The sequence below is a fragment of the Bacillus sp. ISL-45 genome (genome assembly GCF_018613195.1).
GTDB lineage: Bacteria > Bacillota > Bacilli > Bacillales > Cytobacillaceae > Mesobacillus.
On sequence record NZ_JAGGQQ010000019.1, the window covers coordinates 249346 to 265530 of the forward strand.

Sequence of the window (16185 nt, forward strand, 5' to 3'; positions counted from 1 at the left end):
AATGTTACTATTCAACTAATCAGTTGAATAGTTGTTTTTTGGAGGTGTTTATTATCGGAGCTCGGGAATTTAAGGATTTCATATATGGCGAGTTTTCGCGGATTGGAAAGGCAATATCCAGTCCAAAGAGGATTGAACTTCTTGACCTGTTGACTCAAGGTCCCAAAACGGTTGAAGCTTTGGCTTTGGATACGAGAATGAGCATAGCCAACACCTCAAAGCATCTCCAGACCTTGCATGACTCTAAGCTTGTCACTTACTCAAAGGACAAAAATTATGTTATTTATCGTTTGGCCAGCGAACAAGTATTGATGCTTGTATTGGCGTTAAGAGGAACGGCTGAGGAGCGAATATCAGATGTGAAGCTTGTAAGGGAAGGTCACATCCTGAGAGAAAATTCACTAAATCCTATCTCGTTTGAGGAGTTAGGTGAAAAGTTGAATAGCGGTGCTGTCACTTTATTGGATGTAAGACCGTTTGAAGAATATAAGCATGGTCATTTGCCTCACGCTTTATCGGTGCCGATTTCGGAATTAGAAGAACATCTGGATTCATTGCCAAAAGAAAAAGAGATTGTAGCATACTGCCGGGGACCCTATTGTGTATATGCAACTGAAGCGGTAGAGTTTCTAAAATCAAGAGGATATCAAGCTACATTGCTGGATGCAGGAATTAATGAATGGAAACAAATACAGCACTAAAAACTTTTTAACACATTTACCTGCTTCATAAGCAGTTAAATTGAAAGTAGCAAATATAAGAGCCGGAAGAATTTTTCGGGGCTTTATTTTTGGAGGTGATCAGGATACAGCCGAAAAACGGAATCAAGGAAAACATCGTGCAATTTGTCCTGTTGGTCGTGACAAATCTGTTCGTCGGTTCAATGGTCGGGATAGAGCGTACCGTTTTACCATTGCTTGGAAAAGAGCAGTTCGGACTGGCATCTGCAAGTGCTGCACTATCATTCGTTATCAGTTTTGGATTTTCTAAAGCCATTGTAAACTATTTCGCAGGTCAAATTGCAGATTGGCTTGGACGCAAGAAAGTATTATTGCTCGGTTGGTTTGTTGGCCTTTTCGTACCTATCCTCATTATCTTCGCACATGCATGGTGGGTTATCATTGTTGCAAACATCCTGCTCGGAATTAACCAGGGACTGGCATGGTCGATGACGGTGAATATGAAAATCGATCTTTCGAAACCGAACCAGCGTGGTTCCGCTGTTGGTTGGAATGAGTTTGCCGGCTATTCTGGTGTTGCGATCATGGCTGCTGTTTCCGGGTATATTGCTTCAACATATTCATTAAGGCCTGAGCCATTCTATATAGGAATTGGTATTGTTGTGATCGGAATTATCCTTTCGTTGATCGTCAAGGATACAGCTGAGCATTTGAATCTTCAGATTAAGAATAGTGGCACCGTCAGCCCCGGTAAAACTCGATCGGCAAAAGAAGTTTTTGTTTTGACAACCTGGAAGAACAAGAACTTATCAACCATTAGTTTTGCCGGCTTATCAACCAACCTAAAGGATGGTATGGCCTGGGGTCTTTTCCCTATCTACTTCACTGCTGCAGGATTATCTGTAGGGCAACTCGGTACAATTGTAGCGGTATATCCAGCTGCTTGGGGTATTTTTCAATTGTTCACGGGTACATTAAGCGATAAAATCGGCAGAAAAGTTTTGATTACTTATGGCATGTGGACGCAAGCTGCTGCACTTTGGTTCATACTCGCTGCCAATCAATATTTACTATGGTTTATAGGAGCTATTTTGTTGGGTCTGGGCACTGCGATGGTTTACCCAACCTTACAAGCAGCGATCAGTGATGTTGCCGACCCGGAATGGAGAGCTTCCTCTATGGGAGTATACCGCTTCTGGCGTGACAGCGGCTATGCATTTGGGGCATTAATGGCAGGAATCATCGCCGATCTTCTTGGCGTCAATTGGGCAATAGGATTGGTTGCGCTCCTTCCATTCATGGCAGGAGTACTTTCAAAAGTGCGTTTGAAGGAAACGATTAATCTTGATTAAATCGGTGCATCACCCCAATGTGGTGATGCACTTTTTTAATTCCCTAAGTTATAAGGCAAATTTAAATGTAAGAAAAAATACAAAACTTTGTAAGAACTCCTAATTTTATAGGATTATACTTTGTTTAAAATCCTTATCAGGAGGCTGTAAGATGAATGAAATCGAGTATTGGTATGATCATGAATTTAACGAATGGGAAAGGCTGAATCGCCATAAAATTGAATTTGATGTTACCAAACGATACCTTGATGATTTTATAAAAGAGAAGAATCTAGAAATCTTCGATATTGGCGGTGGACCAGGCAGGTATTCCATCTATTTAGCCGAAAAAGGACATCAAGTAACTCTTTTAGATCTTTCGGAAAAAAATATTGAAATAGCAAAACAAAAATCATTTGAAAGGGGAATTACATTAGAGGGATACATCCACGGCAATGCCTTGGAGCTGGAGGGTTTTGAGAATCAGTACGATGTGATTCTATTAATGGGACCGTTATACCATTTGTTAAAGGAACCTGAAAGGAGAAAGGCAGTCGATGGGGCGTTGAAATTATTAAAGCCCAACGGAATTATGATAGCTACGTTTATATCCTGCTATGCACCTGTACAGGACCATATAATGAATTTATATCCGATTGAATCTGTTCAAGGAATCCTCGGTTATTTACAAAATGGAGAAAATAAAGGAGGAAAAGGTTTTACGACCGCGTATTTTATAAAACCTAAAGGAGCAAGAGAATTTATGGATAGCTGTGGATTAAAGGAGTTAACATTTGCTGGTATTGAAAATATACTAGGTTATAAGGAAAAAGAAATAACCTCTTTAGAAGAAAGTGAGTACAGAAAGTGGATAGAAATCGGTTATCGTTTAAGCACCGATGAAAATCTTTTTTGCACAAGTCAGCATTTCTTATATATTGGTCGTAAGGTGTAGATCTTATCAAGCGTTGATCTAAGGATTAACGCTTTTTTTCTTTGAAAAAGAGGACGTGGGTTAATTAAAAAAGGAATTTCATTTCCAAATGTAGAATAGTTCAGCTAGAAAGGTTTTCTAAAAATAAGGAGATGGGAATTATGTGTGGGATTTGTAAGTAAACATTTTGAAAGGGATTTATCTTTGCCGAAACATCGTGGCATTCTTTTGGGGAATGCATTAATGGATTTAACTTCAGATTCAGATGTGTTGGCTATTTATCAAGCGGGTTCGTTAGCGAGAGGGAACTTTGATAATTACTCGGATATAGATTTACACATTATTGTTAATCCAAAACTGAAAGCAGATTTTATTAAGAATAAACGTAACAGGGCAGCTAAATGGGGAAATGTTTTATTTTACGAGGATTTTAATCCTTCGTCACCAGTTATTGTTACCCATTATGATTCCTTTGTAAAAATAGACAGCTGGTATCATGCACCTGAAGATGTTGTTCCATCTATTTGGCTAAAAGGATATAAGGTACTTTACGATCCGAATAATATCATTAGTGAAGTCATTCATGAATCATCTCATAAAGTTTATAAACCTTCAGCAGACGAGGTTGAGTTTTGGCGAGGAAAACTTCTGGCATTCATACAAGAAACTTATCGTGCCGTCATGAGGGGAGAAATATATTACGCACTAGCGAATTTAGATCGAGTCCGATGGTTAGTCGTTTCTGGATGGTATATGGAAATGGAAGAACATCTGGATAGCCCTTACGGTGTTTGGTCAAAGATTGAGGGCGAAAGAAGTAAATTGAATAAAGAGCAATTATCGCTTTTAAAAAGTTGGGAATGCGGCTGGAATGCAGATCTGATCATGAAAACAGTTGTCAGTATTGTTCCGGAAATTTTTAGACTGAATAAATACTTAAGCAATCAAGTGGAGATTGCGGAGGATGAAGGGCATATCAGAAAAGTCATAGATATGGTAATTTAATGGATACGCATTAGACGGCAATTTCTCGTAATCATGATTGTTTAACAAGAAGAATGTTAAAAAAGGGGGGAATATACTTGATTTATGTAATCAGACATGGGCAAACAGATCTGAATAAAGAACGAAAAATGCAAGGGAGAAAGGGTTTGCCATTAAATGAGCATGGAATAGAACAAGCTAAAGCATTGCGAAACAGGCTGCAAAACATTAAATTCGATTTTGTCTTTTCTTCCCCGCAGGCTCGAGCTTTGCAAACAGCAGAAATAGTTACCGGCCTAAATGCTGTTAAAGATGACAGACTGGATGTTTTTGATTTAGGAGAAGCAGACAGGTTAAGCGTTAACGAGGTTAAGATGGCTGGTCCATTACCTGATTCCAAGGTTTATAAAGGGATTGAAGACCCTGATGCGTTTATAAATAGGGTATTTAGTTTTATGAGGGAACTTGAGAATCAGCGTAGAATAAGAGAGTTAAATATTCTTATTGCTGGCCACAGATGCACAACAGGTTGTATTGGAGCTTATTTCGAAGGAATACCAAGTGACAGAAATATATTAAGGTTTTCATCCGATACTGGTGATTATAAAACTTATGAATTTTCTTGATTACAGGTGTACCACAATCTTTATCTTTTTTAGATCATTATCGATAACAAGGCTAACATTAGCAATGGGGTGTAAAAATGATATCCAATGTAGGTGTGCCAGGTTTTATTCTGCTATTTAATATTGTTTTTTTGATTGTAAGTGTCCTTATTTTGTATTTAGTCATTTTAAAAGCAGTCAGGGAAGGGATTAACCAATCTGTTGTTACCCAATTAATCGAAAAAAATTATGGAATAGAAGCTAATAAAAGTGATGTAGATAATGATAAGTGATTTACCATTTACGTTACCGGGCGGTAATCTAGAAAGGATTAATCGTCTTTTTTTCTGAATAACATATTCAATGCCGCTGGATAGCTCAATAATCAGATAAGGGGGAACAAAGTAAGTGGATAGTAATGACATTAGCAATGCCAGTAAGATATTAAAATCTTTATGTGTTGGGGCAAAAATAGAAGGAATTAATTTTTACGGACTTAAGATACTCCTTTCAGAAAATGATACAAATTCCAAGCGAATTAACGGGCAGGTGTATATCAATATAGAGAGTGAATTTTGTTTATTCGCTTCAATGCCCACAACCATTCCGTCTCATAATCAATTACCTGAATTAGAGTGGGCTGAAGCTTCAAAATTAATATGTGAGTTGAGATTAAAAGAAATCATAGACATCTCAGTACACCATATGAGTCCTCACTTATTATTGACATTTGATACAGGTGAAGTTCTCTTTATATGGGGCTATCACGAAAGGTATGAAAGCTGGCAAGTAGGCGTAATGAAAGATTCAATCGAAGAAGAAAGCTGGGAGGTTATTGCGTGTCCGAATAACACTCTTGCATATATTGGGCCTGAAGATATTGTAGGAGTTATCTAATACTTCTGGGTTGTTGATCTATCAGGTTTCCGTGCTTTGTATGGAATCATTATTAAACAAATGGTGCACCTGTGCTATTAGGGAGAGTGTTTTATGAATAAAAGAAAATGGATTGGCTTGTCTATCATAGGAGTAATTTTGATTGTTAGCACTACATTTGTTTTAACAAAACCAAATGAAGCAGATTATGTAAAATGGATGGAACAAACTTATGATGTTAATTGTTTAGATTATAATTGTGAGGCATTTAAGTTAAAAGTGATGGAAGGCGGGGAAATCAAGGAGATTACAATGCAAGTTTCGAGCGGAGGATATTCACCAGGCACATTGGTAATGAAGAGGGAAGTAAAATATCGCAACTTGGAGAATCCTGCATATATGTTAGATTTAAATGTTATTGGATTTTTGGACAAAATTTCATTGGTAGATGAAACAAAACGATTGACCAATGAGTAATTAATTCTGAAGTTAATAAAGGGGATTTTACAAAATGCGGAAAATTATATCTAATGCAGATATGCAAGAAGCATTATTAAACTCTTGGTCAATAAATTCAAGTTCAAAATGGACTAAAGACAATCCAGCAAAAGGCCAGTGCGGTGTTACTGCATTAGTAGTGAATGACCTGCTTGGAGGACAAATAAGAAAGACACTATTATCTGGAGGATGGCATTATTATAACGAAATCAATGATGAATATTATGATTTTACGGATTCACAGTTCAATGAAGATATTAAGTATATGGATATTCCGTCGAATAGAGATGAAGCATTCTTGGATACAAATCAGGAACAATATGAGTTTCTAAAACAGAGTGTAATGGATCATTTAAATAGAAGATAAACGGTACGGTAAACTATAACTGGGAATGGAGGTTAGCATAATATATTCCATTATTTCTCTAATAGCATAATGGGAGAAGTTCTAGTGAAAGGAGAAAGATTATGGATAATTGGTTGTTTGTTTTCATCATAACCTTCATAGGAAGTTTTATTTTTGTTTATGGATTGGGTCCTGTTATTGGCGGAGAAAATATTGAATTCATTTATTTACTTTTATTTATAGTTCAATTTTCTTTTACCACAACCATACTCTTTCAGATCCTGCATAAAGTAAAACAGATAGAAAAAAAGGGAAATGATAAAGAGTAAAGAAATTACAGCGAAGAAGTAATTCCTAGCATCCAAAGAAAAAGTCAAGAAACTGGTGTAATATTTGAATTTCACATAATTTGGTTATAAAACGTTAAAGGCTGCAAAATACTAAAATATCATCCAGAAAAGAAGCAGAGGAGCACTGACTCATTCCTTTGCTTCTTCTTGTGGAAAAATATAAAAAATGCAAGATATACCTTGATCAAAGGTTTCAACTTAATTATTCGACATCTTTCCCCTAAAAACCAAAACCCACACGGTGATTTTCGGATTCCATCTCCCAATCTTTTTTCTTGGATTTGTTATTGGCGGCTTGGAGTTCTGTATAAATATGCTCAATGTCCACAACCTGCTCATAATGATATTGAAGAGCGATTGCTGTGTATAATTCATTCAGCTGTGCAAATGAAAATCCTTTGGAAGCTTGAACGACCCGATCGAAATCATCAGCTGTAATAAATTGTTGGATATTTTTACGTTGTAAGTAAAGAGAACGCATTGCTTTTGATGGCAATTTTAGTTCATAGGCCCGGTCAAAACGTCCAGCCCGGTTTATCAAAGCAGGATCAATTCTTTCTGGATAGTTTGTTGTTCCGATCAGAAAGATTCCTTCTTTAGAAGTGGCTCCATCCAGGGTGTTTAGAAAGTAAGATCGGACGTGTTCTGGCATAGAGTCAATATCCTCAATTACCAAGACCATTGGAGCCATTTTTGACACCGATGTAAAGACTTCCTTAATCGAATAACTAGATGTATATTCTGTAATCTGCCAATAAGCGACCGGTGCGGATATGCTGTTAGCAATCGATTTAACAAGAGTGGTTTTGCCATTTCCAGGCTTTCCGTAAAGCAGGATTCCTCTTTTAAAAGGAATGTTATATTTCGTATAAAACTCTTTACTTTCGGAAAAGAATTCATCAATGGAACGATAAATTTCTTTCTTTATTTTTTCTTCCAAGAATACTTCATTCCTATTCACCAGGTTAGTGATTTTTTCTTTCCCGGTTTCTACTCCATCGTCTGTATCTGTATAAATGGTCACATAGTTGCGGATGTATTCTCGCTTTCTTCTTAGGACATAAGGAAGAAACTCCTCTAAATGATGTCGACTTTCACATAAAACCAAATCATGAGTTGTATCCATGTGATTCTGGAAAATGGGAACACGTGCAAGGGCGACCTTAAAGTCCGGATAATAATAAACGGAATTATCCATTCTGGGCTTGGTAATTAACTCCATGACTTTTTCTGTATGATTAGAAGAAACGGTCTCTGTTTCAATCACATCAAGTATATGGAAGGCCAGATGGACCCTTTCGCTTTTTGACTAGAGGTCTTCTTCAAGGATCTCCCATATCTCGTTAGATGTTTGATCATCAGCAAATAACCCGAATTCTATCCCATAGGTACCAAACAACTTTTCCTTAATCTGATGAATTAAATAGCCATACTCATAATAATTAGGCAGATTATTCGGGTCCATTTCTTTAAATGATAAAACAAATTCTTTATTTTTCATTTGATTCTTCCCTTTTCAATGATAGTAACACTGAAATTATTGTATCTTAGGTAGGGAACCATGAATAGCAGGAAAATTCAACCAAAAGACATTTTTAGTTCCTTTTGAATTTCCAGAAACATTAAACATAGTTGATGAAATAGGAAAATAGGCAATGTAAAAGGATTAATCATTCTTGCTTAGATACATCGTGTATACCATTTCGTTTCCTTTCCCCGCGGCTCAAAATTTCCAGGAAGCGGTGATACCAGAAGACGAGTGCGATTTAATTGACCTTCCATTAACGAAATCTAGTTAAATTCCTTTTTTTGTCCCCTTAAAGAACCGAAGGACATAGACTAAAATAGATATTAAGAAGTAGGTATAATAAGCGGTAAGACTTTTAAAAGGAACAGGTGGAAGAATGGGGAAAGATTTCTATGCTGGCATTTTCAGCTTTTTAGTCGGAGTTTTTGCAATATATATGTTTTTCCATGCGACAAAAGAGCGATTTTTCAACAATAAAACTTATGACCATATTCGGTATATTACTCCATTGTCTATTTCTTTTAATTTCTGGTTTATTAAAATTTTGTTTATGTTCGGTGGGTTATTATGTTTAATTGTAGGTGGATATGGAATTCCGGCTCCATTCTTTTAGGCTGGATCCTATTCATACATAATTCCATTCATCCATTTTAGGAAGTGAAAAGGTGTTTGTTTATTATTTAATGCTCTTTATGGGAACTTTGTTTGTCATCATTGCCTTATTTAGTTTTATTGCAATGTTTCGCGAAAAATCTTACCCTGTTTTAGAAGTAGGGAAAAGCATTTTAGGTCTTTCAATGGGTGTTTTAATTTTGGCGGTAACTCTACCAAGCATAAAATATGTTGTACTAAAGGAATATGACATCATTAGTGGAGAATGTGTGATTGAAATTGATTCAGCAGGCCGTTCTTCATTAGCGGACTTTAGAATGGTTGATTCAGGGGAAATCTTTATATTCAGTGATATACCTGACCTTGATGCTTATGGAAGGTCAGTTCCTTATTATTGTGAGGTTACAGCTACAAAAGATCATATGGTCGAAATTGATTATAAAATTTATGATATCAAAACAAGAAAGTTAATTTTATCAAGTGAATAGGAATCAGAAGGACTCCTATAAAGAAAAATTGGAGCAACTTGTTTACTGGGCACCCAAAACAGAAGGTGATGATGTATTAACTATTGGGACAAATGAGGTTAGTTTGATTATTAGTAATTTATTATACACTGAGATAAATGATTTTAAAGGTATGTGGAAGAAATGGTAAAGGTATTTAAGCACAATATAGAGAATTGATCCAGATGATTATTAGAGGTATTTTATAATTTTCTAATGAATATCTTAGGTTTTGATTAAGCTAAAAAGCGTACTCCTTCTGGAATGCGCTTTTTTTGCATTTCTGTAGTTATATACTTTTCCTGCTGTAAATAGAGATGAATTTTTTTGTAAGAATATTTAAATAATATATAGAAGTTATGAGAAATTATGGTAATATTTATCAGTAAAGAAAATAGTTTAGGGGGATAAAAATGGAAAAGGTTATTGAGGTTAAGGGACTTTCACGTTCTTATAAATTGAAAACGGGCTTGAAAAATGCCTTGGATGATGTTTCTTTTGATGTGAAAAAGGGGGAAGTATTTGGTTTGCTGGGGCCGAATGGGGCTGGTAAAACGACTACGATCAAAATCTTAACGACTTTATTGCTGCCTACTGCTGGGTTAGCAAAAGTTCTAGGCTATGATGTAGTATCTGAGAGTCATATGATTCGCAATAGGATCAACTTTGTTTACGGCGGCGAAAGAGGCGTTTATGGAAGACTTACCGCAAAAGAGTATATGCATTATTTTTGTACACTTTATAAGATTAAAAATAAAGAACAAGCTGTGTTAATTAAGGATTTATTAAACCTTGTTAAATTAGAGGACGCTGAGGATCAAAAAATCCATACCTATTCCAAGGGTATGACCCAACGATTACATATCGCAAGGTGTTTAATTAATAACCCCGAGATCCTGTTTCTTGATGAACCGACCATAGGCTTGGATCCTATCGGGGCAAAATTATTGAGGGATATTGTAAGAGATTTATCAAGCAAAGGGATTACCATCATCTTAACTACTCATTATATGCAGGAAGCCGATGAGCTTTGCGATCGTATTGCTTTTATTAAAGGCGGGAAAATAAGCCTCATTGGCCAACCAGATTTCATAAAGCAGAGCTGTAACCACCTTAATCTTTACGAAGCTACGATGAGTATTTATGATATTGAAAAGCTAAAAGCAGACCACTACCTTAATAAACTCGAAATCGAAGTCATTAAAGAGCCTTATTTTAGCTTGAATTTTGAAGTGAATGAAAATGATCTTGAAAAGGTATCAGCCTACTTAATCCAATATGGAGATATTTTAAAATTGAGTAAGAGAGACATATCGCTTGAGGATGCCTATATCTATCATATGAAGGATGTAGGGTGAGAATATGTATCTGCTTATAAGAGAAATTAAATATTTTACTAACTTTAATAATAAGATGTATCAATTTCTGCTATTTTTCCAGCCGCTTATGTTTTTGTCGATTGTTTACTTTTTAAAGCAAGTAAGGGGAGATATTAATTCAGACAAATTTGTGTTGGCATCTGCTTTGATCAGCATGTGGAGCTATGTATTGTATTCATCAGGATCTGCATTGATCTCCCAGAAGTGGAATGACACACTTAAGCTGCTAATTGCTGCGCCGGCTTCCTTGTTTGCGGTCATTTTGACTAAAGCATTAAGTAATTCTGTTATTGCCCTGATCTCCATGATTTTAAGTTTTATTTACGCACGATTTATTTTTCAATTCAGTATCGGAATCGCCAACTACGGTTACTTCTTACTTTCCATACTCGTTCTGATGTTTTCTTTAAGTGTTGTTGGACTTATTTTAGCCATTGTATTTGTTGCTTCTCAAAATGTTTTCGATTTCCAAAACCTGATTCTAACACCGATGATCTTGCTTTGCGGGGTGTTCATCCCGGTTGAACAGTTTCCAGTTGGGCTAAAAGTCATTGCTTACCTAATACCAATGACCTGGGGGATTAAGTCAGTACAAGATACATTGGGGTTATCCCAAACGATGTTTTTATCTATGGGGATTTCAATTTTGGTTAGCTTGATTTATTTATTGCTGGCTTACTTTATTGTGAAAAAAATCGAGGTAGTGTTGCGTAAGACCGGCAGTCTGGGGGCGATCTGATGTTTTTAATCAATAAATATGGTTTTACTAACCTATCATATAAAGCGATCTATTCCTTTCAAACGATTCGATTATTTATCTTATTCCGTATTGTAGATCCGTTCATGCATTATATCTTTTTTGCAACATTAGCCAGTTCACTAGTCGGATCGGATTATTTAAAATTCGTTGTGATTGGCAACATTGCTTATTATACCTGTCAGACCATCATGATCAACTATATGAATATGTTCAGGATGGAACGAAGATATGGAACGTTGGAACTGAATATTGCTTCACCGACTCCGACACTGCTAATCATCTTACGGAAGGGGATTGTACCTCTGCTGGATGGGTTATTTGTATTCATTGTAGGCTTGATTATAGGGTGGATGTTGTTTGATATTAAAATGCCGGCCGGCAATATGGATACCCTGCTAATGCTGATCCTGATTACCATGTTTTCTGTCATAAGCTTCTCATTGCTTTTTGCCTCAGTGAGCCTTTTGTTTTCTAATGTTAACTTATTCCTGAATATATCTTTGGCGTTTTTCCAGGTTTTCTGCGGAGTCAACTTTTCAGTCACATTATTACCAGAACCCCTTGAATTGCTAGCCCGTATGCTCCCGCTAACCCATAGCATCGAAGCGCTACGCTCGATCTATAGCCTGGAGAATTATGATGTATATCATTTGCTTGGTAAAGAAATTTTCATAGGGGTCTGTTACTTAATTTTGTCAGTATTTCTAGTCTCTGTAATGGAAAAACTGGCACGGAAGAATGGGGCGTTATTGAAGAATATATAATTGTTTTACTTAGGTCGTTAATTATTAAACCATCTATACTAATTCTTGGTACTGACCATTTTTCCGAACAAGATAATGGTGATCTGTTTATGACTGAAAAAGAGGATATTTTATCAAAACGAGGCAAAACGAGATTCTTGATGTCATCAACTGTTTGAGAAAATACGAACCAACCAAAGTTGCATTAGAAGTATTACATGAGAATGAGGAAGTGCTGAATAATCAATATCAAACTTTTATAAAGGGCGATTATACGATAACCATTAATGAGATCGATCAAATAGGGTTCCGTTTGGCTAAGGTTTGCGGCCATAAAAGAGTTTATGCGGTGGATTGGAATAAAGACGAAGACGATATCCCGGATTTATCAGGTTTAGAGGAATGGAAAGGCACTGACAAATATAAGGCATTTACCATGTTAGCACAGGAAATAGTATGTGAATCAAATACGTATAAAAAAAAGCACTCGATAAAAGAATTCTTGCTTCGGATGAATGATTCGCAAAATGTTCTAAGAGGACAAGAAATGTATTTGAAATTGTCTCTAGTCGGTGATAAGGATCATCCAACTGGAGCTGTTTGGACTGCAAAGTATTGGTATTATCGAAATCTTCTAATCTATAAAAACATGGTTAGTCTTATTGATTCAAATGAAGATCGAATATTTGTTTTATATGGTGCTGCACACCTTCATTTATTGCTGCAATTTTTAAAAGAGAGTAACTTGTTTGATGTGAAAGTCGTAAGTGATTACCTCTGTTAGTTAGGATAAAAAGAAAAGTGACTCGAAGAAATACTTTCCCTTCAAACGATCAAGCACGTAAGAACTATAATGCAATAAGAGTTCCAAGGAAGGAGGTCGAACCATGTCATTCCCTACGCATATCGTGTCCGCAGGCGGGTTTGTTGAAGATTCGGCAGGAAAAATCCTTATAGTAAAAACTCGTGACGGCGGTTGGGTTTACCCAGGAGGACAAGTTGAAGCTGGAGAAAATCTGCTGGATGCATTAATTCGTGAGATCAAAGAAGAAAGTGGAATTAATGTTGAGGTGAGCCATTTAGTGGGAGTGTATTCAAATACAGGAACTTTTAAATGGTATGATGGCGTGACGGATGTTCCTACCCAAGTGATTTTTGATTTCGCATGTAAACCTGTTGGCGGCCAGTTAGCCGTTTCTGAAGAAACAACGGATAGCCGCTGGGTAGAGAAAGACCGCGTTCTTGACTTCATTACACATCCAGCCATTCGGACTCGCTATCAAGCCTATTTGGAGTTTAATGGAGAAGTAAATTACATGGAATATGTGAAATCTCCCAGCTTTACGGTCAAATACAAGACTGGAATAACGAAGTAAAGGGTTTTACCATTCTATTAGAGCGGTGAAGCAGTAAACGAGTAACTTTCTGGAATAACTGAATAGACGTCTAGCAGATATTTTTTTTCTAAATATAACGGAGAACATTCAAGGAGAAGGATAATGGTTCACAAATTATCATATGAAAATTTCCAAAAGGCTCGCAGGTATTTAATGACTTTTGGACGAGACCTGGAACAGGAATTATTTCGTTTCCATTTTGAAAATGGTCACCCTGAAAAGGTTATTTCTTTATTAAAACAGTATCAAGGAGAAAATGGCGGATTTAAAAATATGGGAGAAGGTCATAGTGTTATTCCGAATAGTATGGATACGAGTATGGCTTTTCAGTATCTTAGTGAAGTGGGTGCCACATCCAAAGAAGAAATTGTTCAAAAGGGTATAAAGTTCATAATTGACACATTTGACAATGAGCTAAAGTGCTGGCATCCGAGACCGGATCAACTGTGCAATGGTTGGTCAGATAACCCATGCGCTGAATTAGCAGGATTTTTATACGAGTTTCGTGAACTAGTACCACAAGATGAGATTAAGGATGTTATTGACACAGCGATAGACTCTATGAGTACAATTCACACTTCAAAGGAAGAAAGGCGATTTTACTTTTTGGAAGCTTTGTCCCTCCACCGTCTGGCAGTTAGAATAGACGAACCTTTAAAGTCCATTATTCTAGGGCAATTACAGAGGGATATATTTGAAATCATTGAAACCGACTCAAGTAAGTGGACAACCACCTATTGCGCCAAGCCTTTCTTCTTTGCTTCTTCTCCTGAAAGTCCAATGTTTTCAGCTATTAATGAGTATGTGATCCAAAGTTTAGCAAATGAAATAAATACTCAAGCTGAAGATGGCCATTTTATCTTAAATTGGAATGTTGATGAAGAGGGAGCATTCGTTTAGAAGAGCATTTGGACAATGGATGTTTTGAAAGCGCTAAAATTTCACGATTTGATTGATTTCCAATGAATAAGGAGAGAGGTTTAAAAAGTGAACGAGTTATCGAGAATTGGTTATGAAAAAGCGAAAGTGTATATTCTTTCAAAAGCAAGAGAATTAGAACTCTCCCGGTTTGTATTTATATTTGAAAATGGCAGCAAAGAGAGCGTCATTGAACAACTAAAAATCTATCAAAATGATGATGGTGGCTTTGGACATGGCATTGAACCAGATTTTTGGTCACCATACTCTACTCCAATGGCTACATGGGCGGCCGGACAAATTTTGATGGAGATTGGTGCAGGAAAAAACGATCCAATCGTTAGGTCAATGATTTCTTACTTATTAAATACAGTTAATACTGAAACTGGAATGTGGAATCCGATATTGCCCGAGAACAATAACTTTCCCCATGCACCTTGGTGGCATTGGCATGAAGGTGTTCAAGAAAATTGGTCATTCAACCCAAGCGTTGAATTGGCTGCCTTTCTTGTTCATTGGTCAGATGAGCAAAGCGATGCAGCGGAAATAGGCTGGGGTACGATTGATAAAGCTGTCAGTCACTTAATGAACAAGAAGGAAATGGACAGGCATGAAATTAACAACTATCAGCAATTTCTAATAATTATCAAGCCTCAAGAAGCAATTTTTAACTCTAGAAATCCTATCTCTTTCGAAAATGTTTATGAACGCATTCTGATTATAGCTGAAAAAAGTGTTGATAAAGATGTCTCCGCTTGGTCTGAAGGCTATAAAGCACTGCCTTTAGATTTTATCGATCATCCTGACCACCCTCTTCGTGAAAGGTTAGGGGCATTGGTTGACCAGAATCTCCTTATGTATATAGAACAAATGTCTGAAGAAGGAATATGGGACATTTCATGGAATTGGGGAATCTATCCAGAAGAATATGAAATTGCACGGGGATACTGGAAAGGGATTCTTGCTGTTAATAGATATAAGCAATTAAGGGCGTTCGGTTACTTGGAATAGATATTCTACTAGTATTTTAAATTTAAATTGATTCATTGAAAGACTGGGGGATGCAGATCTTTGAATAAAAACTATTTAATTCACAGTTTTATCTTCATTTTGGTATTAGTATTGAGTTCTGGCTGTTCTAATTTAGATGACAAAGTCGCTACTATCTCTGTTAATTCCGATTCTGAATATGTGAATACTTTTGAGGATTTGAATTTAGGGATTTTATTTGATTTTGACTTCACTTTGTATAATGCAGATAAAAGCTGGGTGAATCTTTGGGTAGAACGATACAATGATGGAACAAAAGTAACTCAACCGCTAACACGATTATCCTATGGAAACAGTCCAAATAAAGTTAACGAAGGGTCAATGGGTTTTGGAATGATCAATCCAAACTCTGAAGACCCCTTGGTATTTCTTTTTGGTCCTGATGTATGGACTCAACCCCAGATCATTAAAAAAGAATCTACTGCTAATCGTCTCAGTACATGGGACTATGCCATAGGTAAGGAAGAAGTAGAGTTGGAAATGGATGAAACAAAAATCCTGGCGGTATACAGGGAAACGGAAAATGATTCGCTTCGTACGGTTAATTTACAGGATGAGGAAACTATTAAAGAAATAATTAACCAAGATGATACGGTGTTAGTGTTAAAAGTTAAGATTGAAGAAAAGAATGTAAATCAGAAATAGAGACTGAATTTAATTAAATTATGTGTCACAATCCTCAAAGGAT

The 16185-nt window shown here is 36.4% G+C and carries 22 protein-coding genes; 20 read left to right on the forward strand and 2 right to left on the reverse strand.

Annotation, left to right across the window (positions count from 1 at the left end; all coding sequences use genetic code 11):
* The first annotated feature begins 44 nt into the window (after nucleotides 1-44).
* From J7E35_RS20450 to J7E35_RS20495, 10 genes are all read left to right on the forward strand, one after another.
* Complete coding sequence (locus tag J7E35_RS20450; RefSeq protein WP_353050389.1) at nucleotides 45-701, forward strand: ArsR/SmtB family transcription factor; 657 nt, start codon at nucleotides 45-47, stop codon at nucleotides 699-701.
* Between the two features lie 104 nt (nucleotides 702-805).
* Nucleotides 806-2032, forward strand: coding sequence for an MFS transporter (locus tag J7E35_RS20455; RefSeq protein ID WP_214783669.1), 1227 nt, complete (start codon nucleotides 806-808; stop codon nucleotides 2030-2032).
* Nucleotides 2033-2183: 151 nt separating this feature from the next.
* Complete coding sequence (locus J7E35_RS20460; RefSeq protein WP_214783300.1) at nucleotides 2184-2966, forward strand: class I SAM-dependent methyltransferase; 783 nt, start codon at nucleotides 2184-2186, stop codon at nucleotides 2964-2966.
* Between the two features lie 144 nt (nucleotides 2967-3110).
* Nucleotides 3111-3950 carry a nucleotidyltransferase domain-containing protein gene (locus J7E35_RS20465; protein WP_214783303.1) on the forward strand — a complete coding sequence of 280 codons (840 nt, stop codon included), beginning with the start codon at nucleotides 3111-3113 and terminating at the stop codon, nucleotides 3948-3950.
* 77 nt (nucleotides 3951-4027) lie between these two features.
* The gene (locus J7E35_RS20470) at nucleotides 4028-4555 is read left to right on the forward strand and encodes a histidine phosphatase family protein (protein ID WP_214783306.1); all 528 of its coding nucleotides are present in this window, start codon (nucleotides 4028-4030) and stop codon (nucleotides 4553-4555) included.
* 77 nt (nucleotides 4556-4632) lie between these two features.
* Nucleotides 4633-4827 (forward strand): hypothetical protein, encoded by a 195-nt coding sequence (locus J7E35_RS20475; protein WP_214783309.1) that lies wholly within the window; start codon nucleotides 4633-4635, stop codon nucleotides 4825-4827.
* 115 nt (nucleotides 4828-4942) lie between these two features.
* Nucleotides 4943-5431 (forward strand): hypothetical protein, encoded by a 489-nt coding sequence (locus J7E35_RS20480; RefSeq protein ID WP_214783312.1) that lies wholly within the window; start codon nucleotides 4943-4945, stop codon nucleotides 5429-5431.
* Between the two features lie 93 nt (nucleotides 5432-5524).
* A complete protein-coding gene (locus tag J7E35_RS20485; protein ID WP_214783315.1) occupies nucleotides 5525-5887 on the forward strand; it encodes a hypothetical protein in 363 nt (120 codons plus the stop codon).
* A 34-nt stretch (nucleotides 5888-5921) separates the two neighbouring features.
* Nucleotides 5922-6275: a YunG family protein gene (locus J7E35_RS20490; RefSeq protein WP_214783318.1), complete on the forward strand. Its 354-nt coding sequence runs from the start codon at nucleotides 5922-5924 to the stop codon at nucleotides 6273-6275.
* A 101-nt stretch (nucleotides 6276-6376) separates the two neighbouring features.
* Nucleotides 6377-6583, forward strand: coding sequence for a hypothetical protein (locus tag J7E35_RS20495; RefSeq protein WP_214783321.1), 207 nt, complete (start codon nucleotides 6377-6379; stop codon nucleotides 6581-6583).
* Between the two features lie 241 nt (nucleotides 6584-6824).
* On the opposite strand, the gene J7E35_RS20500 is transcribed toward J7E35_RS20495, so the two are convergent.
* Together J7E35_RS20500 and J7E35_RS20505 are read right to left on the reverse strand one after the other, a co-directional pair.
* Nucleotides 6825-7730, reverse strand: a complete 906-nt coding sequence (locus tag J7E35_RS20500) for an ATP-binding protein (RefSeq protein ID WP_251041128.1) — start codon at nucleotides 7728-7730, stop codon at nucleotides 6825-6827.
* A gap of 183 nt (nucleotides 7731-7913) precedes the next feature.
* Entirely contained in the window at nucleotides 7914-8105 is a 192-nt protein-coding gene (locus J7E35_RS20505; RefSeq protein WP_214783326.1) for a hypothetical protein, read from the reverse strand.
* Between the two features lie 403 nt (nucleotides 8106-8508).
* Between J7E35_RS20505 and J7E35_RS20510 the strand changes: the two genes are divergently transcribed.
* The 10 genes from J7E35_RS20510 to J7E35_RS20555 all read left to right on the forward strand — a co-directional run bounded on the left by J7E35_RS20510 (nucleotide 8509) and on the right by J7E35_RS20555 (nucleotide 16142).
* Nucleotides 8509-8745: a hypothetical protein gene (locus J7E35_RS20510; protein ID WP_214783328.1), complete on the forward strand. Its 237-nt coding sequence runs from the start codon at nucleotides 8509-8511 to the stop codon at nucleotides 8743-8745.
* 52 nt (nucleotides 8746-8797) lie between these two features.
* Complete coding sequence (locus J7E35_RS20515) at nucleotides 8798-9232, forward strand: hypothetical protein (RefSeq protein ID WP_214783331.1); 435 nt, start codon at nucleotides 8798-8800, stop codon at nucleotides 9230-9232.
* A gap of 431 nt (nucleotides 9233-9663) precedes the next feature.
* Nucleotides 9664-10608, forward strand: coding sequence for an ABC transporter ATP-binding protein (locus J7E35_RS20520; protein WP_214783334.1), 945 nt, complete (start codon nucleotides 9664-9666; stop codon nucleotides 10606-10608).
* Between the two features lie 4 nt (nucleotides 10609-10612).
* A complete protein-coding gene (locus J7E35_RS20525; protein WP_214783337.1) occupies nucleotides 10613-11368 on the forward strand; it encodes an ABC transporter permease in 756 nt (251 codons plus the stop codon).
* Nucleotides 11368-12153 carry an ABC transporter permease gene (locus J7E35_RS20530; protein ID WP_214783340.1) on the forward strand — a complete coding sequence of 262 codons (786 nt, stop codon included), beginning with the start codon at nucleotides 11368-11370 and terminating at the stop codon, nucleotides 12151-12153. Before J7E35_RS20525 ends, J7E35_RS20530 begins: the two co-directional genes overlap by 1 nt.
* Before the next feature lie 154 nt (nucleotides 12154-12307).
* Entirely contained in the window at nucleotides 12308-12916 is a 609-nt protein-coding gene (locus tag J7E35_RS20535) for a DUF5694 domain-containing protein (protein ID WP_214783343.1), read from the forward strand.
* A 103-nt stretch (nucleotides 12917-13019) separates the two neighbouring features.
* A complete protein-coding gene (locus J7E35_RS20540) occupies nucleotides 13020-13508 on the forward strand; it encodes an NUDIX hydrolase (RefSeq protein ID WP_214783346.1) in 489 nt (162 codons plus the stop codon).
* A 123-nt stretch (nucleotides 13509-13631) separates the two neighbouring features.
* Nucleotides 13632-14429, forward strand: coding sequence for a hypothetical protein (locus J7E35_RS20545; RefSeq protein ID WP_214783349.1), 798 nt, complete (start codon nucleotides 13632-13634; stop codon nucleotides 14427-14429).
* Between the two features lie 87 nt (nucleotides 14430-14516).
* Nucleotides 14517-15458, forward strand: a complete 942-nt coding sequence (locus tag J7E35_RS20550) for a prenyltransferase/squalene oxidase repeat-containing protein (RefSeq protein WP_214783352.1) — start codon at nucleotides 14517-14519, stop codon at nucleotides 15456-15458.
* 60 nt (nucleotides 15459-15518) lie between these two features.
* Nucleotides 15519-16142, forward strand: a complete 624-nt coding sequence (locus J7E35_RS20555) for a hypothetical protein (protein WP_214783355.1) — start codon at nucleotides 15519-15521, stop codon at nucleotides 16140-16142.
* Nucleotides 16143-16185 lie beyond the last annotated feature (43 nt).